Here is a 25,854-nt window from a genome sequence, read left to right as displayed (position 1 = left end):
CAGCCGTCGCTCGAAAACTCACCACAATCGCAAATGCCCTCGTCAAGTCAGGACAAAAATGGACTTCTCAGACTGTCTGAGAAATACAGTTGCTAGAGGTTGTGCCTTGTAGTAGATCGGAAAGCCAGGGTCGGTGCCTTGCAGCACGGCCGTTTGGCGCAGACCAAGCGGGCGACAAAAGCCTGTGCTTTGCGGTACCGTTGGCCCGGCAAAGGGCCATGGTCGGCGCTTTCAATGCGCCAGCGCGCAAGCATCCGGGCGCGCCATGAGGAATGGCCGATCATCTTCAATCACACGGTTTGGATGCGGCGGTCTCGCCTCTGGAGGACGACAGATTGCCGCCTAAAGATGCGTTGGCTGTCACGACGGCGGGCCTCGCCACCCATGCGAGCCGGCGAGCCCGTCTGTCTGTCCGATCCGGCTGCAGCTGGCGCGCGACCCCTATGCCAGTGTCGTGACCCGCAAAGGGTCGCAGCGTCCCAAAGTCTTGTGAGGCGACGGTATGACCCTTGACGCGTTGCGTGCGCCATGTGCTGTGGCCTAACCGGCCTTTTTCGGGACCGCTTCCGGACTCCCCGGCGGTTGAGCATCCCTCCGATCACCTGCGCGTGGGACGCGGCCTCGCAATCGGAGATCACCAGATCCCCGAAAGTCCATCCACGCCAGACTGCACAAAATATTGGGGGAGCAAGCCCGAAGGTCGGGATAAGGTCCGGCTTGTGGTCACGGCCGCGCCAGACAACGCGCGCCGGATGGAACGGACCCTGCGGCAGCGCGACAATTGGCGGCGCCGACCGGACTAAGCTGTCGACACGCCCCCACGAGCCTGCAATAGCTGGCGCTTTCTTCCAAGTGTCTCACCCGGAGGGTCTGCCGTGTTGCTCAATGTGAAAACCTGCCTTGTCTACACTGCGGCCCAGGCATGCGATGCCTTGGTTCAGATGGAACCGACAACCGACGGCGGACAACGCTGCGATAACCCGCGCTTCCTTCTGCTGTCCGGGTCCACCTTGCGACAGGTCGAAGGCGAGGAGGCCATCGGCGTGCGCCGGTGGATTTCCATCGGCAGCAGGCTCGATTGCATCTACGAAGCTCAGGTGGAGGTCCGCCGCGCGGCAGCGACCCTTGACGGGCTTCAGGAAACGCCCCGGCACCAGCTTCCCGCCTCCGTGATCCGATACCTGATGCCGTCGCGCTACTGCCAGTCCGATCTCTTCCTCGACTTCACCGCAGCCAATTTCTCAGGGCTGACAGGTGGCGCGCTTGTTCAGGCCATGAATGACTGGGTGGCCTCCAATTTCACCTACGACATCTATGTCAGCAACCCCGGCACCACCGCGACCGACAGTTTTTCCGCCCAGCGCGGGGTCTGCCGGGATTATGCGCATGTCCTGATTGCCCTGTTGCGCGCCATGGGTCTTCCCGCGCGCTTTGTCAGCGCTTACGCCCCGGGCGTGCAACCGCAGGATTTCCATGCGGTGGTTGAAGTGTTTCTCGAAGGCGATTGGCACCTTGTCGATCCAACAGGCATGGCAACACCGCAAGATATCGTGCGCATCTGCGTCGGCCGCGATGCTGCCGATGCGTCGTTCCTCACCTCTTACGGTGTTCTGACCCTTCAGGAGCAATCGGTTCGGGTTGACCAGATCACCTGACGCCCGTGATGTCCGTCTATCCCCACAGATGGCAAAACCCATGTCGAACCCGTTCGGACAATATTGAATAGTCAATCATTCAGCACTACAGCTTGCAACGCAGCACGTCGCTGTGCGTTTTCGTGGACCAAGAATGACCTATTGTGTCGGCCTATACCTGAACCGTGGCCTTGTTTTCATGTCAGACACCCGCACCAATGCCGGGGTCGACAATTTCTCGACAACAAAGAAGATGTTTTCGTGGGATGTTCCGGGCGATCGCGCGATCACCATCATGACCGCGGGCAATCTCGCCACGACGCAAGCGCTGATCAGCATTCTTGAGGAGCGCTCCAAGATCCCGACCGAGCGCAATCCCACGATCCTGGAATTGCCAACCATGTTCGAGGTTGCCCGGTTTGTCGGTGCGACGCTCAAACAGGTGATTCAGGGGGGCGGCGAAAACGGGCATTCCGCGACATCCGCCTTCAAGGCATCCGTGATTGTCGGCGGCCAGATCAAGGGCGGAGTTCCCACCCTCTTTCTGGTGTATCCGGAAGGCAATTTCATCGAAGTGACCGAAGATGCACCGTTCTTCCAGATCGGCGAGACCAAATACGGCAAACCCATCATCGTGCGGGCTTATGATCCTGACATGACCTTCGAAGACGCGATCAAGCTCTTGATGGTCTCGTTCGATTCAACCATCAAGGCCAACCTTTCGGTGGGTCTGCCGATCGACATCCAGATCTATGAAAAGGGCAGTTTTGCCCTCGATACGCAACCGCGCGTGACGATCGATGATCCCTATTATCAAGCCATCAGCGCGAGTTGGGGTGATGCGCTGCGCACCGCTTTGACGCGTTTGCCCGGTTACGAGCGAAAATAGCGCAGCGCCGCTGCCTATCCGACGATGGTCACATCCACGGCCTGCGAATTCCGTTGCCCGCCGGAAGACCGCAGATATCCGCGCACCGGCGCAACATCGGAATAGTCGCGCCCGTAGCCGGCAACGATGTGATCCGTGCCAACCAAGGTCTTATTGGTCGGGTCATATTCGATCCAACCCTGCATGGGTCCGCACCATGCACGCACCCAGGCATGCATTGCGTCCGCCCCTTCAAGCCTGACGCCGCCGGGCGGCGGCAAGGTGCGCAGGTAGCCACTCACATAGCCCGAGGGAATGCCCAGCGCCTGCAGCGCAAGGATCATGATATGGGTAAAATCCTGACAAACACCGCGCCGCAACCGAAACGCATCCGCCGCATCCGTGTCCACGGTTGTGGCTGTGGCATCAAAGGTCATGGCGTCATGCAGGGCCTTGCCGATGTGGATCACGTTTTCGACCGCGCTTGATCCCGGCAGGTAGAGATCCCGCGCAAAGTCGCGGATTGCGGTATTGGGCGGCAAACGCGGGCTTGGACCCATGAAATGCAACGGTGACTCCGGCCCGAGATCGGTCAGTGCGTCGTAATCCATTCGCAGCCGTCGAACATCCGGCGACAAATCCTGCCAGAGCTGCGGTGTGTCCATATCGACATGGCAGGACAGGCGGATTGTCATCTCGGGATGTTGATCGCGATGCGCACAGGAATGCGTGGCATTGCCAAAGAAATCCCGCCCTTCGGCCCGTGATTCCGGGTCGGGGAGGATCTCCAGCAGGTGGGTGGTGAGTTTCTGTCGCCCGACAAGGGTTCTGGGTTGGACACGGATCAGGTGGCGGCTGTTGGCCGCCGGGTGATCGTAGACATGGGCGATGGTCAGGCGGATGCTGTATTTCATCGTCACGCCAGATGGTATGCGTTCAGGGTGTCGGAGATAGACCAGATATCCGTCTTGATCTGGCGCAGCGCATCGGGCGAGACAGCCTCGGGTTCGCTTGTCGCCAACTGCGTTTCAAGCAACAGAACCTGCCGCGCCACATGGCTCATGTGATGGTCTTCGTGCTGCGTCGGCAGGTTGGCAATGTGCTTTTTGCTGCGCGTGATGTGATAGCGCACCGCGCGCGGATTGCTGGGATCCAGCGCCATGAGATCGACAACGGACTCGGCCGTCGCGGCAATCTGGAACCGGGTGCGGTGAGACACGACGCTGTCACCGAGTTCGAGGGCAAGATCGAGCGCACCGGTCGATGACTCCGCCGAGACGCAGGCAGCCAGAATATCGCACATATTCGCTGCGCGCTCCAATGAGATGCCAATGCTCAGGAACCGCCAGCCGTCGGACCGATACATGTTCTCATGCACGAGCCCGGCAAATCCGGTCACCTGGCGCAACAGGCCACTGATCTGTACCGGCGTATCCTCGAGCGGGACATGTTGCACATCAAGCGCCTTGGCATGTTTGACGAGTCCGCGCAGGGCCATCATCCCGTCGGGCGAAAACCGGTCTCGGATCCGCGATGCGGCCTGCAACGCGAGATCCAGTGGCTCACCGAACCGCACGGCAAAGGCCGAAGCATTCGGCGCGACCCCGGTCATCAGCTGATCGCGGATAAAGACAGGCAAGGCATCAGCATGATTGGCACCGTCGCAGATACGCGCAAAATAGGCCCGGAACAGGCGCATGTTTTGCTCTGCGCGTTCCACGTAGCGGCCCAGCCAGAACAGGTTGTCCGCCGCCCGGCTGGGCAACAACGCATGCGTCAGGCTACCGGTCACGGCGCTTTGCGAGACCGACAACAGGCTCGGTGTCTCGACCTTTTTCGGGCTTGTCACCCACACATCCGCCACCTTGCCGCCGCGCTGCATGGCTAGGGCCTTGGCATCATTGCCGGCACTGATACGCGCGTAACCACCGGGCATGACCGCCCATCCATCCTTAGTGCGCCCCATCGATATACGGATACAAATGGGGCGCGCGACGAGTTGGCCGTTTTCCCAGACCGGTGTCCTCGACAGGGTGACTGCCTCCTGCCCGACATAGCGATGCCCTGCGGTCCTGAGCGTGTCCGCCAGCTGTGTCGCACGCGGTCCGTCGCTGAGATCGCCGAAATCCATCGTGCTCGGATCTGCCATCAACGGCACCGTCGAAAAGGCATCGCCGACCATCATCCGCGCCATGTTGGAGATCACGTGGTCGCGCTGGCCGTCCTGTCCGCACCACCATGTCGCGATATTGGGCAGCGCCAGGGCGCGCCCCAGCCGTTCCCGCGCAATCCTTGGGAAAAACGCCATCAACGCACGTGTCTCAAGAACACCTGCGCCAACCGTGTTCACCGTGCGCAAGGCTCCGGTGCGGATCGCCTCCACAAGCCCCGCCGCACCCAGCATGGAACTCGAGTCCAGTTCGAGCGGGTCGGACATCGCGCTGGGCAAGCGGTTCCACAACAGACCGACGGGCTTCAACCCGGCAACGGTGCGAACCATGACCTTGCCCTGCTGGACGATCAGGTCTTCGCCTTCGACCAGCAACAGGCCAAGATACCGCGCCAGGTAGGCATGTTCGGCATAGTTCTGGTTCATGGGGCCGGGCGAGAGCAGCGCCACCTCTCCGGGGTCGCGCCCACGCAGGCGCATCAGCATCTGCTGGAACTCCTGGAAATACCCCGCCAGCCGATGAATGTTCGCGCGTGCGAAAAAGTTGGGAAAAGTGCGCCCCATCGCAATCCGGTTTTCAACGGCAAACCCGACGGACGAGGGCGCTTCGATCAGGTCGCTGATCACCCACCATTGCCCATCAGGGCCGCGTCCGATCTCGAACGACACTGTATTGAGCAGATGCGCACCGCCCTTGCCGACGCCGACCATCGGACGCAGCCAGGCGGGGTTCTGGCTGAGCAGTTTTGCAGGCAACTGTCCGGACGTGACCAGCGTGTTGTCGCCGTAGAAGTCCTGAAGGATGAATTCCAACAGGTTCGCACGCTCGATCAGCCCCTCCGAAATGAGCCGCCATTCATCCTCTCCGATGATGACCGGGATATGGCTCAGCGGCCACTCGCGTTCCGTCGACAGGGTCTCGTCGTATTGACGAAACAACACCCCCGCGTCGCGCAGATACTGATCCCCGCGTGAAAACCGGGTCGCAAGGTCATCTTGGGAAAGGCGACTCAGGTGATCGAAAAAGGGCGCCCAGACGGGTTTGATCGTCCCGTCCGGGTGCAGCATCTCGTCATTCTGCGCTGCACCCTGCGCGGTGTAGGACGCAAGCAGGGATTGCCCGATCTGTCCGCGCGCGAAAGACGGGGGCGTCGGCATCGCCTAGAGGCCTGCCCTGCGGCGCAGATCCAGCGTGAGCGGAAATTCCGGATGGGGTCGCTCCGGCGCCGGCGGCTGTGTGCCGGCGCTGTGACCCATTTTCTCAAACCTGCTCAAACGCCGCGCCTCTGCCTCGTTTCCATTGACGGGGAAGGTTTCAAAATTGCGCCCGCCGGGATGGGCCACATGATAACGGCAGCCCCCAAGCGACTTGCCCGTCCACGTATCGAAGATATCAAACGTCAGCGGCGCGTCCACCTCAAGCACGGGATGCAACGACATCGCCGGTTTCCACGCCTTGTAACGTACACCCCCCACCCGCATGCCGGTGGTCGCCGTGGGTGTCAGCGGCACGCAACGCCGGTTGGCGGTCACGGTATAGCGGTCCGGGTTGGCTCCGGTCAGGGTCACCTGGAGCCGTTCGGTGGAGCTGTCGGTGTAGCGCACGGTTCCGCCTATTGCGCCGGTTTCGCCCATGACGTGCCAGGGCTCCAGCGCCTGCCGCAGTTCCAGCGTGATTCCCTCATACGTCACCTCTCCGCAGAACGGGAAGCGGAACTCGGCCTGCGCCTTGAACCAGTCGGGATCAAAGCGCATGTCATGGGCCCGCAAATCTGCGAGCACCTCGAGGAAATCCTCCCAGATGAAGGCCGGCAGCATGAACCGGTCATGCAAGGTGGTGCCCCACCGCGTCAGGGTGCCACTGATCGGGTCTTCCCAGCATCGCGCAATGATCGCCCGCAAAAGCAACTGCTGCGCAAGGCTCATGCGCGGATTGGGAGGCATCTCGAAGCCACGAAACTCCACGAGGCCCAGCCGCCCGGTCGGCCCATCGGGCGAGAACAGCTTGTCGATACAGATCTCGGTGCGGTGGGTGTTCCCGGTCACGTCGATCAAGGCGTTGCGCAGCAGACGGTCGGTGAGCCATGGCGGCGGCGGCGTGCCTTCCGTCGGCGGCCAGATCTGATCCAGCGCGATTTCGAGCTCGTAAAGCCCGTCGTGGCGGGCCTCGTCGATGCGCGGCGCCTGCGACGTGGGGCCGACAAACGTGCCCGCAAAAAGATAGGACAGGCTCGGGTGGCGTTGCCAGAACAGGATCAGGCTCTTGAGCAAATCGGGGCGGCGCAGAAACGGGCTGTCGCCGGGCGTCGCGCCACCGACAACCACGTGATTGCCGCCGCCCGTGCCCGTGTGACGCCCGTCAATCATGAATTTATCGGTGCCAAGGCGGCATTGCCGCGCCTCTTCATAGACGGCCTGCGTGGTGTCGACACAGGCTTTCCAATTCGCGGCGGGATGGATGTTGACCTCGATCACACCCGGGTCCGGCGCAATGCGCATCACTTCGACACGCGGGTCGTGGGGCGGGGCATAGCCCTCGATCAACACCTTTCGCCCTTCTGACTTCGCGGCGGCCTCGACGGCAGCAATCAGCTCAAGATAGTCTTCGAGCGTTTCCACCGGCGGCATGAAGACACAGAGCTTTCCGTCGCGCGGTTCGACCGAGATCGCCGTGCGCACACGCCCGCTCAGATCGCCAAGGGTTTGCTCGACCTGCTGCTGAGTCGCGCCAGCCTGGGTGCGGTGTGCCACGGGTTGATCGGTATCGCCCGATTGACCCGGCTCGACAGCCGGCGGAAGCGGGTCGCGGGGCACTGTCGGATCTTGCGGAACGATAAAGGGATAATCGCTTTCCGGGATATGGGGCAATGTCCCCAGCGGCAGACGATAGCCAACGGGGCTGTCCCCGGCCACGAGGAACACCTTCCCGCGTCTCAATTGCCAGACCTCCGACAGCCAGCGACTGGACGCGCGCGACTGCCAACGCTGCACCGGCAAGACGTATCCCGCCGGGGTCGTCAGGCCACGCTCGAACACTCTGGCGATACGGGCGCGTTCCTCGGGGTCGGCCAGTTTCGAGTTTTCCGGTGTCACATTGGCCGGCAGATTGCCTTCCTTGATGATCCATTCCGCCGGGTCTTCGAAGGCGGGGAGGACGTTTTGTGTCGGCACCTCCAGATTGGCGGCGATGGCCGCCAGCAGCGCCTGAGCGTCGTCGGGGCCGACATCTTCTTGCGTGTCCTCTTGCGCCAGAAGGTCCGGGTTGTGCCAGATCGGCTGGCCGTCCTTGCGCCAATAGAGGGAAAAGGTCCAGCGCGGCAGCGTCTCGCCCGGATACCATTTGCCCTGACCGTAATGCAGCAATCCGCCGGTCGAAAACCTGTCTTGCAACCGGCGCATCAGTTTGTCCGCGAGCCCGCGCTTGGTTGGGCCAACCGCATCCGAATTCCACTCTGCGCTTTCGAAATCATCGATCGAAACGAATGTCGGCTCGCCCCCCATGGTCAGACGCACATCCCCCGCCTCAAGGCGTTTGTCGACGTCGTGCCCGAGACGGTTCAACGCGTCCCATGCATCGTCGGAAAAGGGTTTGGTGATGCGCGGATGTTCCGCCGTGCGCGTCACCTGCATATCAAAGGAGAAATCGACCTCTGCCATGCTGGCGGCGCCCGAAATCGGCGCAGCGTGGCGATAATGCGGGGTTGCGGCCAGCGGGATATGGCTTTCCCCGGCCAGCAGACCGGAAGTCGGGTCCAGACCGATCCAGCCCGCCCCGGGCAGATACACTTCGACCCAAGCGTGCAGGTCGGTGAAATCCTTGTCGGTCCCGGCCGGACCATCAAGCGCGATGAGGTCCGGTTTCAACTGGATGAGATAGCCCGAAACAAACCGCGCCGCGATGCCGAGATTGCGCAACACCTGCACCAGCAACCAACTGGAATCGCGACAGGATCCTGCCGCACGGCCAAGTGTGGTTTCGGCGGTCTGAACGCCCGGCTCCATCCGGATTTCATAGGCGATCTCGTTTGACAGGCGCATGTTCAAACCGACGAGGAAGTCGATCGTGACTGTCGGTTCGCGGGAGATCGATGCAAGAAACGCCTCGAGCAGCGGCCCGACCGGATCACGGTGCAGATAGATGCTCAGGTCCGGGGCGATGTCGTCATCATATTGAAAGGGGAAGTCCTTGGCGCTGTCTTCGACAAAGAAATCGAACGGGTTGTACACCGACATGTCCGCGACAAGGTCCACCTCGATCTTGAACTCGCGCACCGGCTCCGGAAACACGAAGCGCGCCAGCCAGTTGCCGTAGGGGTCTTGTTGGTGGTTCACGAAATGATTGTCGGGCGAGACGGTCAGGCTGTGCGAAATGACCCGTGTCCGCGAATGCGGCGCGGGGCGCAGACGGATCAGTTGCGGACCGAGGCTCACCGGACGGTCATATCTGTAATGCGTCAGGTGATAGATACTGGCAGTGATTGACATGCGGGTACTCCTAGGCTGCATCATTGGCGCGACGCCGCGTTGCAGCAGCTCCTTCGTCGTTAGACCATCGAACAGACGGAAACAAACATCCCCGCATCACTTTGTGGGTTTTGTGCCGACCGTGCCAGTCTGATAGACAGGCCTGCCCCTCGGGAGCGCATCTCGGATCAGCCGGACAGATCTGCGCTGGGCCAAGCATCCGGGCGATTCGAGCGGCCTCAGAGCCCCGACGGATGACTGCCAGCCCGGCGCGCCTGCGCCTTCCGGATTTGGATCGGCAAAGACATGTTGCGGTCCGCCTGATGCGTTCCGGAAGCGGCACAGCGGATCGCCTTCACCTCTGGACCCCCCGATCGCGTGTGCCTGCCACCGCATGACCGAAACCGACACCGCACCGCGTCATATGGCATCAACCGCGGCGGGCTGAATGACGGCAAACGGTCACGTCTCGGATGCGTGACGCTTGATCCCGCGTCCAGCCGCAGCATATCGCATTGAGCGTGCCTGCGATTTCGGTCACTCTGCACTGCACGATAAACCACAACGCGCCGGACGGCACGATAAACCACAACGCGCCAGACGGCACGATGTATCACGACGCGCCAGACGGCACGATAAACCACGACGCGCCAGACGGCACGATAAACCACGACGCGCCCAACCGGTCGAAAAGGTCGAGACAGCCGCAAGATGACGCCCCGCACCCTGATCACCTCAAGCGCCGCCATCATTGTGCTTTGCGCCGTCGCCGGTTTTTTCATGCTGACCGGCGGGCCTGCAACGGACAGCACCAAAGCGTACGCCGTGCCGGAGCTGGACCCGATGACACCCGCCGAGGCGCGCAGCGAATTCTTCCGTCTGACCCCTGCCCTCCTGTTAGTTGTGTATGACGCGTTCGGACGCACCGGCGAGGACGAGATCTATGATACCCTTGCCCGCGTTGCCGGCGGAGACGCGCTGGAAGCATTATATCTCGAGCGGGTTGGTGCCATGGCTGGCGGTGGTCTCGAGGAGGCAGACCAGACGATTCACGAGATCAAGCTGCTTACATCGCGCGTGACCAGCAGCGCAGCCAGTGACGCGCTGGTGATCGATGCCTCTTGGCAGGTCATCGGAACGGTGGGGCATGCCGAGCATTTGCATGTGCGCGGCAATACCTACAGCGCGGATCTCACGATCGCGCCAGTGGTGGATGCCTGGAAGATCACCGGGTTCACGCTCCGCGACGTGAACCGCGATACCGCCGGCGAAGTCTTTCCGGCACCACCGACAAACTGATGGTCGAGATCGAGAACCTCACATTTGCCTATCCGTCGGGCGGCTTTCGCCTGCGGGTGTCGTCGCTGTCGCTCGCAGCTGGCGAACGGCTTGCCATCGTCGGGCCGAGCGGCAGTGGCAAGACCACGCTGCTGAACCTGATCGCGGGTATCCTGCGTCCGGATTCCGGTCGCATCGACGTGGCGGGCACAGACGTGACCGCGCTCAGCGATGCCGCGCGGCGCCGCTTCCGCGCCAGTCACATCGGGTTCGTGTTTCAGGATTTCGCCCTGCTCGACTACCTGCCCGCACGGCAAAACATCCTCTATCCTTACCGCATCGCGCCGGGTCTGAGGCTCGACGCCGCCGCACGGGAGCGCGCCGAGGCGCTTGCCGCAGCGTCCGGCATCGGTGACAAGCTGGACCGCCACCCCACCGCACTCAGCCAGGGCGAGCAGCAGCGTGTCGCGATCTGCCGCGCCCTGGTGACACAGCCGCGGCTCGTGCTGTCCGATGAGGCGACAGGCAACCTCGATCCCGAAAGCAAAGCCCGCATCCTCGACCTTCTTTTCGACCGCGCCGAAGCGGCAGGCGCGGCGGTGCTGGCCGTAACCCATGACCACGAATTGCTGCCGCGCTTTGACAGGGTGCTCGATTTCACCGAGTTCCGCGAAAGGGCGCCGTCATGAACGCGCTCTACCTCGCTTTTGCCTACCTTCGCTACAACTGGGCCCGCAGTCTTGTGATGGTGCTGGTGGCAGCGCTGATCCTGTTTGTGCCGATTGCAACACAGATCCTGCTTTCGACAAGCGAACGGACCCTGACCGCGCGCGCCGAAGCCACACCGCTGATCCTTGGCAGCCGGGGCTCGAAGCTCGATCTGACAATGGCCGCGCTCTACTTTTCCGACGATGCGCCGGAGCCGGTCACCATGCGTGACGTCGAAACCATCTGGGATAGTGGGCTGGCCATCCCTGTGCCGCTGCACACGGCATTTACCTCCGGTGGATACCGGATCGTCGGGACCACGCTGGATTATTTCGACTTCCGCGCGCTCGAAATCGCGGACGGTCGGGGGCTTGCGGTTCTGGGTGAGGCGGTCATCGGGGCCAACGTGGCCGCCGCGCTTGGCAAGGGTCCGGGGGATACGCTGGTTTCTTCGCCGCAAAACCTCTTTGATCTTGACGGGGTCTACCCGCTGGAAATGCCCATCGTCGGCGTTCTGGCACCCACCAATACCGCGGATGACGACGCGATCCTTGTGGATATCAAGACAGCGTGGGTGATTCAGGGCATCGGCCACGGCCATGAGGATGTGGTGATGGCGTCCGAGGTCGCGGCCGGGCTGGACGTGACCGCCAATGCCGCGGTCGTCGAATATCAACGCATCACGCCCGAGAATATTGACAGCTTCCACTTCCACGGGGCGCAGGACGGCTACCCTGCCACTGCCGTGATCGTTTTGCCTTTCGACACACGCGCCGGAACAATCCTGCGCGGGCGCTATCTCGACCCCGACGGTCTGACCCAGCTTTTTGAGCCCGAAACCGTGGTGCAGGGGCTGGTAGATCGGATCTTCCGGATCAAGACCCTGCTCGACCTCGTCACCGCGATCATCGCGTTTGCCGCGCTCGCGGCCATCGGATTGGCGGTTTTTCTTGGGTATCGCCTGCGCGCGGGCGAGATTGCCACCGCAGTCAAGCTCGGCGCGCGAAAAGGAATGGTGCTGCGCCTCTTGGCTGCGGAGACGATCACATTACTCTTTCTGTCAAGCTGCCTCGCTTTGGCCGCCACCGCCCTCTTGGCCCGGAATGCCGAAAGCTGGGTCGGCTGGCTGCTCGCATTGGGCACATGACACACACGGGATCGGCTTTCGGGCAAAACCATTCAAGGAGACATTAACCCGATGATGACCAGACAAGTGCTTGCTCCCCTCGCCTTCCTGATCGCGACCGGTCCCGCGCTGGCCCATTACGGCATGATTATCCCCAACGACCCCATGATCAGCCAGGAGGATGGGCGGAGCGTCTCGCTCACGATGTCTTTCTCACACCCGTTCGAGATGGACGGCATGATGCTCGAAAAGCCAAACGCCTTCACCGTGACCCATGAAGGCGAAACCAGCGACCTGCTCGGACAATTGCAGGACGCCACCGTCATGGACGATCAGGGATTTACGCTCGATTACCCGCTCGACCGTCCCGGCACCTACATCTTTGCGATGGAGCCACAGCCCTACTGGGAGCCCGCCGAGGACGCATTCATCATTCACTACACCAAGACGTATGTCACCGCCTATGGCGACGACGAGGGCTGGGATACGGAACTTGGCCTCAAGACAGAGATCGTGCCGCTTTCAAAGCCGTTTGGCCTTTGGGAACGCAATGTCTTTCAGGGTATCGTCAAGATGGATGGCGAACCCGTGCCCTATGCCGAGGTGGAGGTCGAATTTCTCAATGACGGCGTTGACGCCACGGTGCCCGACGACCTGATGATCACCCAGACCGTCAAGGCCGACGCCAATGGCGTGTTTACCTATGCGGCCCCTTCGGATGGCTGGTGGGGCTTCGCAGCCCTCAACACCGCCGACTACACCCTTCCGCAAGATGGCGCAGAAAAGGCCGTGGAGCTGGGTGCGGTGATCTGGGTCCACTTCGAAGCATGGACGGGTCAATGATCCGCGTGCGGGTTCTTTGCGGCGCCCTGCTTGCGCTGGTCGTCCCGGCGCTCGCAGTGGCGCATCAGCTCACTGTATTTGCCTCTGTCGATTGCGAAGCGGTTACGGTGGAGGCAAAATTTTCCAGCGGTAAGGCACCGGTCACCGGCGAAGTGCGGGTCCTCGATGCCGAGAATGCCCTGCTTGCAACGCTTGCGCTTGAAAGCGATGGCACGCAGCGTGTGCCACTCGACAGCGTCGATCACGCGGGCGGGCTGGTGATCGAAGTGAACACGGGCAGCCACGAGGGCTACTGGATCGTGACCCCGGACGATATCGCCCGGAATTGCGGGAGTTGATGCTTATGCGCCTCAAGATCTGTGTTGCTGCCCTCTTGGCGACCTTGCTGCTCGCCGCGCGCGCGGTCAGCGCCGAGGAGGCCCCCCGCGTGATTGCCGTCAACCATCCGCTTCAGGTCATGGCCGAACGGCTTCTGGGCGATGGGGCAAATGTTGACTTTCCCGTGCCCGACGGCGTGGACCCGTCATTCTGGCGCCCCTCCATTGCCGATATCAGCGCGATACAGGCGGCGGATTTGATCCTGTTGAACGGTGCCGGCTTCGCAAGCTGGACAACCCAGGTCTCGCTGCCCCGCTCGAAACTTGTGAACACGACGCGCGGGATCGAGGATACGTTGATCGCGACGGAAACGATCACCCATAGCCACGGTGATGGCGGCACACATTCTCATGACGGCACCGCGTCTTTCACATGGCTGGATCCGCGTCTGGCCCAAGCCCAAGCGCAGGCCGTGGCTGCGGCGTTGAAGGCGCGCGGTTTGGGTGACGCGTCCGAGATCGACGCACGTCTTGCCGCTCTGTCCGATGACCTCGCGGCTCTTGACGGTTTGGCCCGGGATACGCTCAGCGGACTTTCGGACACGGTCTTCATTACCACGCACCCGCGCTACCAATATCTTGCGCGCGCCTATGGCCTGACGATCTTTTCGCTCGAATGGGATGCTGGCGCGGCCCCCGATGCCGCCCAGCTCGCGGATCTGCAAGCGCTTGTCGACCAGAGCGGGGCGCGCGTGCTGATCTGGGAGGCTGCCCCGCCCGACGAGGCGCGCGCAGACGTGGCGAAGCTTGGCTTGCAGGATGTTGTGTTCCCCCCTCTCGCGCAGCCAGACGGCGATCTTCCCTTCCTGCAAGCGTTTGAGGCTGCCGTCGCGCGACTGGCCGACGCTGCCGACCGCGCTGGCCGCGGCTAGGCTGCGGCTCTTATGCTCGCCCGCATCAGCGCCGCCTGACGTGTATTCTTCGATCACGCTACCCGCGAGCGCCGGACCGGCCGTTGAGCGCCGCGCCCTCCGAGCCGACCTCATGAGGTGTTTTGGACGCGATCGCGTGTTCTGAAAAGCGGCTCGTTTCTCACGAACGCAGAGCCAGCGCGCGTTGCGTGCACAGATCGTCATCAATCGCGTTGGTCAACCGCGGACAAACGATTGGCAAGGCGCGTTTTTTGCGCGGGACTCTCCACAATCGACTGTCCCCTTCGGCGGCAATGACCCGATGGCAGACCGGGTCAGACAATCGGCAGGCCGCAATGGCTGCAGCCAGACAGCGCCACCCCCGCATGAAAAGTGCCGCGTCCCGCGGGCGAGGCATCAACAGCCTGTCACCTGCTTCACCGCTCATCGGACGGTCAAGCAGTATTGCAGGACCGGCCACTTGGCTCTCATCCGATCAGACTCCCCGTCAGAAGCCTCCGATATGGACAAAACCGCACATTTGAACCCTTCATCGTTTACAGCGCCCTTTCGGTGGTGCCACATCGGGGCAAGAGGGTCTGCGGCGTTACATTGGCCGGTATGAAGCATCTCCTGTGAAGATATTGCAGATTGGAACGATTTTTTTGGTTACCTCCGTGCATTCCGCGTCCAATCCCGTGAATCCTGGGTCGGAATCCTGTTTTGCCGATCTCACCTTCGAACGCGGAGACAAGACAGATCCGGAAACCTTCAGCCAATCCATTGATCTGGGCGGCAACACACCGGGCACCGTTTCATTCGATTGCCGGTTCTTGGCGCATACAAGCTTCGATGTGGCGGTCGAACCACGCCTCGGCACCATGTCCGTCAAGGAGCCGGTCTTGTTCGCCATAGACGCGCCTCGGGTGGTGGAAACCGGCGCACGGATCATCATGGATGCGACACCTGTTCGACGGGACTCCGGCCCACGCCATCTCAACGGTAACACCATGATTTTCTTGAACCCTGCGAGGCTGTCGAATTCGGGGCCGCCGAGCACGATGCAAGCCATTCATCAATCGCTTCATTCAATATGACACAGCACCGAACTCAGTAGAAAGACACGCACGATGCCCCCACCAAGAATTGACTATGATACGATTCCCGCGCTTGCTCCGGGACAGTCTATTCGAGTCTACGATTACATCGATTTTTTCAATTTCACGTCCAATGGGTATTCGGGTTCAGATCTTCTTGCGATCAACCTGCGTGACGATACCGCTGGTGGCGGCTATTTCTCCTTCAACGGGACGATTATCCCCTCAGGTCAAACCGTCGACTTTTTCCGGGACGCCAGCTCAATCCAAAATTCTTTCGAATACCTGTTGAGCGATATCCTCGGCCTGCGGTTCCATGCCGGCACCTCGAATGCGGTCGACAGCTTGGTGATCAACGGCGCCATTGAAGGCTATGGGAATATCGGCGCTGAATATGGCTCCGTGCAGACGGTCGCGCCAAATCCGACACCCGAAGTCAATGTCTTTCAGGCCACCAGCAGCAGCATGACCGAGGGTGGCAGTATTACCTACACCATCCAGCTTTCAGAGCCGTCAAATACGAATGTCACTGTTGGATACGAATTGCGCGGCCGCGGTGCGTTTGTGGACGATCGTATCGACGCAAATGATGTGACCACCAGCAGCGCGTCATTCTTCATTCCGGCGGGGCAAACCACCGGTCAAGTCACGGTTTTCGCCGTCTTGGATGGCGTCTATGACGGTGGACCAGAGGGTTACACGCTGGAGCTGAATTCGGTTTCGGGCAATGCGACATTGGGTGGTTCGACACAGTTTATCGGAACCGTGTTCGATGCAGATCCCGCACCGACAGTCCCAGGGCAACTGTCGATCAACCGCAACCAGGTTTCTGTGAATGAGGGAGACAGCGGCACGACGCCCGTGACCTTCACGGTGACGCGAAGCGGCGGCGATGACGGTTTTGTAAGTGCCAGCTGGCAATTGGTTCATGCGTCAACAAGCCCGAATGACTTCGCTGGAAGCCAAAGCGGCACAGTATCCTTTGTCAATGGCAGCACCGCGGCACAGACAATCACGGTGTTTGTAAATGGTGACACCGACTACACGGATGCCGATCTGGAAAGCTTTCAGATTGTCCTGAGCAACCCGACCGGGGGCGCGACGATCGGCACGTCAACGGCCAGTATGGACATTGTCGATGATGACGATGCGCCCGTGACACCGCCCGGTCTTTCTGGTCCGCCCTATGTCGTTCCATTGCCTTTCGAAGCCGGGATTGACTCACTGGTCATGCAGATTCCCGGGAGTGGACAAACGCATAAAGGCTATGTTGCGCAGGCCTATGATTTCTCGCTGCCTTTCGGAACGCCTGTTCTCGCCGTCGCCGACGGGGAGGTCGTCGACTATGTGGATCATGTGCCGGATGGACCCAATATCAGACCGGTAAACTCCACCGACGCCGATGTTATTGCCAGCCTTGGGACGAGCAATATCGGGAATATGGTCACGCTTCGTCATACTGACGCAAACGGGAACTTCTTCTACACCAGCTATTTTCACCTGATGGGTCCCGATAATGATGGCTCCAACGTGCCTGCCGCGGGCGCACAAACTGTGCAAGCTGGCGAGGTTATCGGATATATCGGCCGAACGGGAACAAGCTATGGGCCCGAAGATCAGAACGTGGACCATTTGCACTTCCAGTACTCCAACGCGACAATCCAATTCCGAGCGGGGTTGGTCGCAGATGCCAGCGTCGGACGGATCCCGGCGGATTTCGTGCAATTCGAGCATGCAAATTCCACCACCGGATCGTCGCTTGCACAGGGGTCGAGCTACACCAGCACAACGCAATTGTTTGCTCCGGGCGGCGGCGGCGGCGCATCAAGTCCGTTTACGACCGGAGACGACGACGAATTCTGGACAGGGCGCACAACCGCCTTCGCTCTTGCTGGCAACGACACCATCACCGGCAACGCGGACGACAACCGGCTGCTTGGTCAGTCTGGAAATGACACTCTGCTCGGCGCAAGCGGGGACGATTGGCTTGATGGCGGGACGGGGCCTGACATGCTGCATGGCGGCGCGGGAGACGATACGATCATTGGCGGCACCAATTTCGATACGGTGCGCTACACCAACATCTTTGCCCCCGTCAGTCTCAACCTCGAAGCCGGGCGCGCAACCGGCGGCGGCGGCCAGGATACTGTTTTGCAGGTCGAGCATGCGGTTGGATCGGCCTCGAATGACGTGATCTATGGGACGCGGATTCATGGCAACCGGATCGAAGGAGACTCCGGGCGCGACAGCCTCTACGGGCTTGATGGCGATGACACATTGCTTGGAGGCGCCAGCGATGACGCGCTCTACGGCGGCTCGGATGAAGACCTCCTCGATGGTGGCGCACAGGATGACAGGTTGTTTGGCGGCGATGCCAGCGACACGCTTCTTGGCGGTGCCCATGCGGATCGGCTGGAGGGCGAGGATGGGGCAGATTCGCTCGATGGCGGCTCCGGTCCGGATACGCTGCTCGGCGGGTCCGGCGACGACACCCTTGCGGGCGGGTCCAATTTCGACACGGTGCTGTATAGCGGCACATTCACGCCCGTTCAGGTTAACCTTCAAGCGGGGCAGGCCTCGGGAGGGGGTGGCAACGATCAGATCTCCACGATCGAGCATGTGTTCGGTTCCGGATCGCATGACACGATCTACGGCACCGCGCTGCATGGGAACCGGCTTGAAGGGAGCAACGGCAACGACACGATCTATGGCCTCGCGGGCGCAGACACGATCCTGGGCGGAAATGGTGCCGATCGCCTACTTGGTGGCGCTGATGGCGACCGGATCTTTGGCGGGCCAGGGGCCGATTACCTCGATGGCGGTCCCGGACGGGATCTGATCTCCGGTGGACCGGGGGCGGATAATTTTGTGTTCCGAGACATCAACGATATCGGCGTGGGCCAGTTCCGGCGCGACGAAGTGCGCGATTTCTCTGCAGCAGAAGGAGACGTGATCAACCTTTACCTGATTGATGCCAATATCGGGGCACCGGGCAATCAGGCATTCTCCGTGGTCAACAGTTTCGGCGGCAATGCTGGGGAGATGACCCTGCTCGACGTGGTTCGCTCAGGCGTGACGGTCACGATTGCGAGCCTCGACGTGGACGGTGACGCGTCGGCGGACGGCCAGATCTATATCGTCGGGGGTGCCGAGGCGGGCGACTTCCTGCTCTGATCCGTCATCGGGAGCGAGCGGGCCGGCGATCCCTCGGATCAACGGTCCGCCCTCGCCGCCCAATGCGCCTCGCGTTTCTTTTGCCCGTGACGTGGCGGAGGGGTGCACGCGCGGCCTGCGCGGCTGACCGGAAGGAGGCGCGGAAAGCTCCCCTCGATGCGGCCAAAAACCCGCCCGTCTCGGTGGATCAGCACAAGAAATGGCGCCTCCGCCAATCTTGAGACCCACTGCACAGATATCTGCAAGCAACGCGCAAGGGCCGGATGGCCCATGCGCTCTCAGTGCTTTGATGGTGCTCTGACGGATTATGGCTTGATGCGGATCGGAGTGCCGTTCTGCACCATGGCATAGATTCGGCGCATCTCCGCATTTGTGACGGCAATGCAACCTTCGGTCCAGTCGCGCCCCTTGGCTTTCCAGTCGTTCGGCTCGCCATGGATGAAGATGTCTCCGCCCGGAGACCGGCCCAAGGCGATGGCTTCCGCGATATCCTGCCGGTTCGGATAGCTTATCCCGATCGACAGGTGAAAGGCCGAGTTCGGATTGCGTTTGTCGATCCTGTAATCGCCTTCCGGCGTGCGCCCGTCTCCCTGCACTTTCTTGTCACCATCCGGTGCAAACCCAAGATCAATGCGGTGCGATTGCAAAACGGTGCCGTGATGGAGGAGATACATCCTGCGCTTGCTCTTTTCGACAAGCACATGGGTCACTTCGGGCCCGTCGTAATGCAAGAACCTCTGGTCCTGCGTCGCACAACCCGCCACCGTCAACATGGCGAACAGCAATGCGATAAGTCGAATTGGTCTCATGAGTTCTGCCTCATTTCTGCTCAGGTATTTTTTTGACCAAATGTATCCGATTTTTGGTCAATCGAGAAGCATACTGTGAAGCGGGCCTAATTTTATTGTCTGGAGCGCGACTCTTCCGACTCGGTCAACCGCAGTTCAATGGCTTCGAGGCGGGCCAGCACCTCATCGCGGTAGGCGTCGGTTTTCTCCGTATCGTCCTTTTCGTGGGCGTCCTGCATCGAGTTTACGATCAGACCGACAAGCAGGTTCACCACTGCGAAGGTCGTGACCATAATGAACGGCACAAAGAAGGCCCATGCATAGGGATAAACCTCCATCACCGGGCGCACGATACCCATGGACCAGGACTCAAGTGTCATGATCTGGAAGAGCGAATAGGCCGAACGGCCCAGATCGCCGAACCAGTCGGGGAAAGCACTTGCGAAAAGCTTGGTCGCCATGACCGCACCGATATAGAAAATCAGCGCCATCAGGAGAAACACGCTGCCCATGCCGGGCAGCGCGGTGATGAACCCTTCGACCACGCGGCGCAGGCTCGGTGCCACCGAAACCACGCGCAAGACACGCAGGATACGCAGCGCGCGCAAGACGGACAGCCCTTGTCCAGCCGGGACAAGCGCAATGCCGACGATTACGAAATCGAAGAGATTCCAGCCATTGCGAAAGAACCGCGCGCCATAGGCGATCAGCTTTGCGACGATTTCCGCGACAAAGATCGCAAGACAGATCTTGTCGATCAAAAGGATCACGCCTCCCGCCCGGGCCATGACCGTTTGCGAGGTTTCGAGCCCCAGCACAACGGCATTCACGATAATCACCGCAATGATGGTGTTGCGCACAACGGCAAGTTCGAGATACGCGGCGAGACGAGCCTGAAATCCCATGACTATCCTTTCAAGGTGAAACCGGCGACCAGCTCCACATGGGTTGACCAACGAAATTGATCAATCCCCTGAACGGCGCCAATCTCGTAGCCCGCCGCAATCATACGGGCGGCATCTTTCGCGAAGGTCACCGGATTGCACGAAACATAGGCCACGCATGGCACCCGTGCCCCGATGATCTGGGTGATCTGAGCTTCGGCACCGGCCCGCGGCGGATCAAGGGCGATGCCGTCAAAGCGTGCGAGCTCGTCCGGAAGAAGCGGATTGCGAAACAGGTCTCGCGCCTCCGTCGTGACTTTGCGCAGGCCGGTGCCCTGCCGCCAGCCATGATCAAGCGCCGCGAGCATGGCGCGATTGGCCTCCACCGCGTGCACCGGGCGTTTTCCCGCCAGAGGCAGGGCAAAGGTTCCGCACCCGGCAAACAGATCCGCAACACAGGTGGAGCCTGCCAGAATGTCGAGAACCGCCGCACGCAAGGCAGTCTCCCCCGCCTGCGTCGCCTGAAGGAACGTGCCCGGCGGGGGCACCACATCGACCGAGCCAAACCGCTGGATTGGCGGGCGGCGCGTAAGAACCTCGTCATCCCACGCGATCCGCGCAAGATCGAATGCGCGCCCGATGTCACTGAGGGCCTGTCTGAGCGTCACGTCGGGCGTCTTGCCGCCGGTGACGCCCACATCGAGGCCGGAGAGGCTGTCTGTGACCTGAACAGACAATTCTCCCTTGCGGCTTGCGCCAAGGACGGCCAGCGCTTCGACCATTGGCAGCGCGGCGGCAAGGCGCGGCGTGACCAATGTGCAATCCGGCACCGCGATCACCACATCGGAGCGCAGCGCGTGAAATCCGGCAAGCGCGCCTTTCTTGGTCCGGCGCGCGGAGAAGGTCGCCCGACGCCGTGACCGGGGCGGCGACGTCAGCATCGGGCGGATGTCAGCCTCCACGCCATGCGCGGCCAGTGCATTGCGGATCACCGATTCCTTCCAACGCGCCGCGAATGTCTCGGAGACATGCTGGAGCTGGCACCCGCCACAAGACTTCGCGTGGCGACAGGGCGGTGAGACCCGGTCCGCCGACGGTGTGACGATGCGGGGCTCCGGCACCGTATCGCCCTTGCGCTGTCCCTCGACGACCTCTCCGGGCAGGGTTCGGGGGACAAACACGGTCTGTCCCTCTGCATCCTGCGCAATGCCATCGCCGCGATGGCCCAGTCTTGTGATCTCAAAGCGTTCCATTTGCTGGCTCTTGCCCGCTTTGCGCGCCCGCGTCCAGCCCGGCAAGGAACCGGCGCACATCGGCGCGGGATGTCAGATGAAAGCGGCGCTTGCCCGGAACCGGATCCGCGATCAGCCGCAACGGCCCCTCGCGTCCGCTATGCCGCGTGTCCCAGATCCAGCGCGTGAATTCCCAGTTGAACCGCTCGGGACAGTCTTCCGCCATATCCGGACGCGTTTTTCCGTAGTAGCGCAGCGTCCGTTTGATGACGCGCCAACCGCGCAACCACAACGGAAAATCGAGAAAGATGATCGTGTCCGCACGGGCAAAGCGATCTTCCCAGGTGGCGGATAACCCGCCTTCGAAAACCCATTCCGGTTGCGCCTGCACGTCAAGCGCCATGGCGATTTTCTCGTCGCGCGGACGCGCGCCCCAACCCGGAAGATGGTGAATGTGATCGACATGGACAACCGGCAAACCGGTGCGCGCGCCGATCTCGCGTGCGAGCGTCGATTTGCCTGAACCCGGCTGACCGACGATCATCACGCGTTTCACTCGGCGGCCTCCGGTGCCTCGTCTGATCCGAGGAACCCGCCGGACTGCCGCTCCCAATAGCGCGCGTAGAGCCCGCGCTTGTTCAAAAGGCCCTCATGGGTGCCCTCTTCGACGATCTCGCCCGCGTCAAGCACGATGATCCGGTCCATGGATGCCAGCGTCGAGAGCCGGTGCGCAATCGCAAGAACGGTCTTGCCTTCCATCACCCGGTCAAGCGCGGCCTGAATGGAGGCTTCCACCTCGCTGTCGAGCGCGGAGGTCGCCTCATCAAGCACGAGGATCGGCGCATCCTTGAGGATCGCACGCGCCAGAGCGATGCGTTGCCGCTGTCCACCAGACAGCTTGACGCCCCGCTCGCCAAGATGTGCGTCATAGCCTTCCCGGCCATTATGGTCTTGCAAACCCATGATGAAATCATGCGCTTCCGCCTTGCGCGCCGCGGCAAAAACCTCCGCATCGGTCGCATCGGGCTTGCCATACCGGATGTTGTCGATCGCAGAGCGATTGAACATGGCCGTTTCCTGCGTGACCATGCCAATCTGGCGGCGCAGGCTTTCCTGTGTCACGCTCCGAATGTCCTGCCCGTCGATCTCTACCGCGCCCTCTTCGGTGTCATAAAGGCGCAGGAGCAGCGCAACCAATGTCGACTTGCCTGCACCAGAGGCACCAACGACGCCCACCTTTTCGCCACCGGCAATATCCAGCGCAATGTCCCGGACACCCCCGTTTTCGCGGCCATAGGCAAAGCTGAGATTGTCAAACACGATGCGCCCGCTGGGCACCGCGAGCTCTGTCGCGTCGGGGCTGTCGACAAGCGCATGAGGCGGTGTCAGCGTCCGCATACCGTCCTCGACCTCGCCGATATTCGAATACAGCGCCATGAGCGTGAAGCTGACCCAGCCGGTCATTTGTGCAAGACGCAGGCTCACGGCACCCGTGGCCGCAATATCGCCGGCGCTCACAAGGCCAAGTGACCAGTAGTAGAGCGCGCCGCCCACAAGCATCAGCGGCAGAAGCCCGGCCACACCCATCAGGCAAAAGCGGAAGGTTACCGAAACACGCCCATAGTCCAGCGCCCGGCCCCGCAACGTGTCCATCGCGCCCAGCGCAGCGCGATCCTCGTGATCGGCATGGGCAAACAGTTTGACTGTCTTGATATTGGTCACGGTGTCGACAATCTGGCCGGTGACATTGGCCCGCGCAGCCGCCCGCGCCTTGGACCGCACGCGAATGCGCGGCATGAAATATCGGATCATCGCCAGATACCCGATCATCCACACCACAAGGCCAAACGCGATGCGGCCGTCCACTGTGCCCAACAGCAGCACGGCACCCGCAATCGACGCCAGCGCAAAGAGCACCGTTTGCAGGATCTCAACCGCCGCATCGGTCAAGGCCCGCGCGGTTTGCATCTCCTTCTGGCTGATGCGTCCGGCGAAGTCGTTGTCAAAGAAGGTCACCGAATGACCCAGCGCATGCCGGTGCAGCCGCTGCAACGCGAGATTGAAGACATTGGGCGCGACTACGAGGTTTTGCATCAGCGCGTTGGCGCCAAAGAACACAGGCCGCAGCACAAGGAAAAAGATCAGCGAAAAGATCAGGATGCCGGAATTCTCGCCAAAGACCTGATCGGCGGGTGCGTTCAGCGCAGCATCGACCACGCGACCCAGAAGCAGCGCCGCTGACACTTCGACTATACCCGACAAAATGGAAATCACCCCAGCCACGAACAACGGCAGCCCCGCCCCGCGCAACGCCCAGCGCACAAACGGGATCAGCGTTCTGGGTGGCGGCCCGTCTGCATGGGCAAACGGGTCGATCCAGTTGGAAATGCGGCTCATCATTCGGCAGCCTCCGTATCGAGGAACCCGCCACTTTGGCGCGCCCAGAATTGGGCATATAGCCCGCCTGAGGCCAAAAGCGCCTCATGTGAGCCCTCTTCGACAATCCGGCCCTGATCCATGACCAGAATCCGGTCCATCTGTGCAATGGTGCTGAGCCGATGCGCGATGGCGATAACGGTCTTGCCTTCCATCATGCCATAAAGCGTGTCCTGGATGGCCGCTTCCACCTCGCTGTCCAGCGCCGAGGTCGCCTCGTCCAGCAACAGGATGGGTGCGTCCTTGAGGATGACCCGCGCCAGCGTGACCCTTTGGCGTTGTCCGCCAGAGAGTTTGACACCGCGCTCCCCGACTTGCGCGTCATAACCCTTGCGGCCCTGCGGGTCTTCGAGGTCCATGATGAAGTCATGCGCCTGCGCCTGTCTTGCCGCCTCGAACAACGCCTCTTCGGTGGCGTCCGGGCGGCCGTAAAGGATGTTGTCCCGCACCGACCGATGCAGAAGCGAGCTGTCCTGCTGAACCATGCCGATGGCGAGCCGCAAGCTGTCCTGTGTGACCTTGCCGATATCCTGCCCATCAATCCGGATCGAACCCGTTTCGGCATCGTAGAACCGCAACAGCAGCTTCACCAGGGTCGACTTTCCCGCTCCCGACCGCCCGATGAGACCGATCTTTTCGCCGGGCTGGATGGTCAGGTTGATCCGGTCGAGCCCGCCGGCTTCGCGCCCGTAATGGTGTGACAGCCCTTCGATCTCGATCCGCCCTTCGGTGAGCGCAAGCGGCTTGGCATCCACTGCGTCCGTGAGCGCAAGAGGCTGGGCGATGGTCTCCATGCCCTCCGCCACCACCCCAAGCTGCCGAAACAGCGTGGTCAGCGCCCACATGATCCACCCTGTCATCGCGTTGAGCCGCAAGGTCAGCGCCGCCGCCGCCGCAACACCGCCCGTGGTCGCCTCGCCCGCCATCCAGAGCGCAATGGCAAAACCGGTCACGCTGACGATCAACAGCCCATTCAGCAGGGTCAGCGCGATATCCATGATCGTATAGAGCCGCATCTCGGTGCGGAAGGTTGTGCGGGTATTCTCGATTGCATCCTTGGCATAGGCCAACTCCCGGTCGTGATGCGCGAACATCTTGACCGAGTGAATGTTGGTATAGGCATCGACAATCCGCCCGGTCACTTCCGACCGAGCATCGGACGATGCCTGCGACGCGGGGCCGACCCGCGTGATCGTCCACCGCAGCAGGCCGAAATAAAGCAACAGCCAAAGCGCCAGCGGGATCATCAACCGCGGATCGGCATCGCCCAGAACAAGCATCGCACCGACCACATAGGCGAGGGCATAGGCCACGGCGTCAAAAACCTGAAACACAGCTTCGCCGGCGGCGGGCGGGGTCTGCACGATCCGGTTGGCGATCCGTCCGGCAAAGTCGTTCTCGAACCAGCCGACCGATTGCCGCAAGACATGCCGATGCGCCCGCCAGCGGATCAGCGTCGCAAAATTCGGCATGATGGCATTATTGAGCACAAGCACATCGAGCGCCTGAAAGAAGGGTCTCACAAGCAAGACAAAGAGCGCGAGCAGGATGAGCGTGGTGCCATGGGCATCCCACACCGCCGCCGGCTCACCCGTCAGGATATCGACGACCCAGCCCATGGCGAAAATCAGGCCAAGTTCGACCCCCGCCACCACGATAGAGAGCAGCGTTGCGCCGATAAACAACCCCTTGAAAGGCTGGGAATACGCCAGCAAAAACGGCCAGAGCCGCTGCGGCGGGCGGTCGGTTTCGGCATAATCCACGTAGGGATTTACGAGATTTTCAAAGAAGCGGAACATCTGAAGGACCTAGATAGGCTTGAACGAAATGATGAAAATGGCGGGGCGCCCAAGGCAGCCCGCACGACGCAGGGCGGCTCAGACGAAGCTGGGTCGAATCCTGTCGTAAATCATCACGGTCCTCC

The 25,854-nt window shown here is 61.4% G+C and carries 19 protein-coding genes; 10 read left to right on the top strand and 9 right to left on the bottom strand.

Annotated features, from left to right (window positions below; all coding sequences use genetic code 11):
- The first annotated feature begins 875 nt into the window (after positions 1 to 875).
- Positions 876 to 1,655 (top strand): transglutaminase family protein, encoded by a 780-nt coding sequence (locus tag J1C49_RS07735; RefSeq protein WP_227445238.1) that lies wholly within the window; start codon positions 876 to 878, stop codon positions 1,653 to 1,655.
- Between the two features lie 133 nt (positions 1,656 to 1,788).
- Positions 1,789 to 2,523 carry a peptidase gene (locus J1C49_RS07730; protein WP_227445237.1) on the top strand — a complete coding sequence of 245 codons (735 nt, stop codon included), beginning with the start codon at positions 1,789 to 1,791 and terminating at the stop codon, positions 2,521 to 2,523.
- Between the two features lie 14 nt (positions 2,524 to 2,537).
- Here the strand turns inward: J1C49_RS07730 and J1C49_RS07725 are convergent, their stop codons facing one another.
- From J1C49_RS07725 to J1C49_RS07715, 3 genes are read right to left on the bottom strand one after another with little or no spacing between them, the layout of a single operon-like run.
- Positions 2,538 to 3,416 (bottom strand): transglutaminase family protein, encoded by an 879-nt coding sequence (locus J1C49_RS07725; protein ID WP_227445236.1) that lies wholly within the window; start codon positions 3,414 to 3,416, stop codon positions 2,538 to 2,540.
- A gap of 2 nt (positions 3,417 to 3,418) precedes the next feature.
- Positions 3,419 to 5,830 carry a circularly permuted type 2 ATP-grasp protein gene (locus J1C49_RS07720; protein WP_227445235.1) on the bottom strand — a complete coding sequence of 804 codons (2,412 nt, stop codon included), beginning with the start codon at positions 5,828 to 5,830 and terminating at the stop codon, positions 3,419 to 3,421.
- 3 nt (positions 5,831 to 5,833) lie between these two features.
- Positions 5,834 to 9,157 (bottom strand): DUF2126 domain-containing protein, encoded by a 3,324-nt coding sequence (locus J1C49_RS07715; RefSeq protein WP_227445234.1) that lies wholly within the window; start codon positions 9,155 to 9,157, stop codon positions 5,834 to 5,836.
- 690 nt (positions 9,158 to 9,847) lie between these two features.
- Between J1C49_RS07715 and J1C49_RS07710 the strand changes: the two genes are divergently transcribed.
- From J1C49_RS07710 to J1C49_RS07675, 8 genes are all read left to right on the top strand, one after another.
- Complete coding sequence (locus J1C49_RS07710) at positions 9,848 to 10,435, top strand: hypothetical protein (protein ID WP_227445233.1); 588 nt, start codon at positions 9,848 to 9,850, stop codon at positions 10,433 to 10,435.
- Positions 10,435 to 11,103 (top strand): ABC transporter ATP-binding protein, encoded by a 669-nt coding sequence (locus J1C49_RS07705; RefSeq protein WP_227445232.1) that lies wholly within the window; start codon positions 10,435 to 10,437, stop codon positions 11,101 to 11,103. The genes J1C49_RS07710 and J1C49_RS07705 overlap by 1 nt, the downstream gene beginning before the upstream one ends.
- Positions 11,100 to 12,269: an ABC transporter permease gene (locus J1C49_RS07700; RefSeq protein ID WP_227445231.1), complete on the top strand. Its 1,170-nt coding sequence runs from the start codon at positions 11,100 to 11,102 to the stop codon at positions 12,267 to 12,269. The genes J1C49_RS07705 and J1C49_RS07700 overlap by 4 nt, the downstream gene beginning before the upstream one ends.
- A gap of 51 nt (positions 12,270 to 12,320) precedes the next feature.
- Positions 12,321 to 13,091, top strand: a complete 771-nt coding sequence (locus J1C49_RS07695; RefSeq protein ID WP_227445230.1) for a DUF4198 domain-containing protein — start codon at positions 12,321 to 12,323, stop codon at positions 13,089 to 13,091.
- Positions 13,088 to 13,429 (top strand): hypothetical protein, encoded by a 342-nt coding sequence (locus J1C49_RS07690; protein WP_227445229.1) that lies wholly within the window; start codon positions 13,088 to 13,090, stop codon positions 13,427 to 13,429. The genes J1C49_RS07695 and J1C49_RS07690 overlap by 4 nt, the downstream gene beginning before the upstream one ends.
- Before the next feature lie 5 nt (positions 13,430 to 13,434).
- Positions 13,435 to 14,340, top strand: coding sequence for a metal ABC transporter substrate-binding protein (locus J1C49_RS07685; RefSeq protein ID WP_227445228.1), 906 nt, complete (start codon positions 13,435 to 13,437; stop codon positions 14,338 to 14,340).
- A gap of 614 nt (positions 14,341 to 14,954) precedes the next feature.
- Positions 14,955 to 15,416 carry a hypothetical protein gene (locus J1C49_RS07680; RefSeq protein WP_227445227.1) on the top strand — a complete coding sequence of 154 codons (462 nt, stop codon included), beginning with the start codon at positions 14,955 to 14,957 and terminating at the stop codon, positions 15,414 to 15,416.
- Positions 15,417 to 15,449: 33 nt separating this feature from the next.
- Complete coding sequence (locus tag J1C49_RS07675) at positions 15,450 to 18,590, top strand: peptidoglycan DD-metalloendopeptidase family protein (protein ID WP_227445226.1); 3,141 nt, start codon at positions 15,450 to 15,452, stop codon at positions 18,588 to 18,590.
- 305 nt (positions 18,591 to 18,895) lie between these two features.
- Here J1C49_RS07675 and J1C49_RS07670 read toward each other — a convergent pair whose 3' ends face one another.
- The 6 genes from J1C49_RS07670 to J1C49_RS07645 all read right to left on the bottom strand — a co-directional run bounded on the left by J1C49_RS07670 (position 18,896) and on the right by J1C49_RS07645 (position 25,729).
- Positions 18,896 to 19,399 (bottom strand): murein L,D-transpeptidase family protein, encoded by a 504-nt coding sequence (locus tag J1C49_RS07670; protein ID WP_227445225.1) that lies wholly within the window; start codon positions 19,397 to 19,399, stop codon positions 18,896 to 18,898.
- Positions 19,400 to 19,491: 92 nt separating this feature from the next.
- Complete coding sequence (locus J1C49_RS07665; protein WP_227445224.1) at positions 19,492 to 20,283, bottom strand: ion transporter; 792 nt, start codon at positions 20,281 to 20,283, stop codon at positions 19,492 to 19,494.
- Between the two features lie 2 nt (positions 20,284 to 20,285).
- Positions 20,286 to 21,515, bottom strand: coding sequence for a class I SAM-dependent RNA methyltransferase (locus J1C49_RS07660; protein WP_227445223.1), 1,230 nt, complete (start codon positions 21,513 to 21,515; stop codon positions 20,286 to 20,288).
- Positions 21,502 to 22,050 (bottom strand): AAA family ATPase, encoded by a 549-nt coding sequence (locus J1C49_RS07655; protein WP_227445222.1) that lies wholly within the window; start codon positions 22,048 to 22,050, stop codon positions 21,502 to 21,504. Before J1C49_RS07655 ends, J1C49_RS07660 begins: the two co-directional genes overlap by 14 nt.
- The gene (locus tag J1C49_RS07650) at positions 22,047 to 23,894 is read right to left on the bottom strand and encodes an ABC transporter ATP-binding protein (RefSeq protein WP_227445221.1); all 1,848 of its coding nucleotides are present in this window, start codon (positions 23,892 to 23,894) and stop codon (positions 22,047 to 22,049) included. Before J1C49_RS07650 ends, J1C49_RS07655 begins: the two co-directional genes overlap by 4 nt.
- Complete coding sequence (locus J1C49_RS07645) at positions 23,891 to 25,729, bottom strand: ABC transporter ATP-binding protein (RefSeq protein ID WP_227445220.1); 1,839 nt, start codon at positions 25,727 to 25,729, stop codon at positions 23,891 to 23,893. Before J1C49_RS07645 ends, J1C49_RS07650 begins: the two co-directional genes overlap by 4 nt.
- Positions 25,730 to 25,854: the final 125 nt, after the last annotated feature.

Origin of the sequence: Cognatishimia sp. F0-27 (assembly GCF_020667845.1) — a bacterium.
In the GTDB taxonomy this organism is placed as follows: Bacteria; Pseudomonadota; Alphaproteobacteria; order Rhodobacterales; family Rhodobacteraceae; genus JAFMPQ01.
Note: the sequence above shows the minus strand (reverse complement) of the source record. Positions and strands in the feature narration are given on the sequence as shown.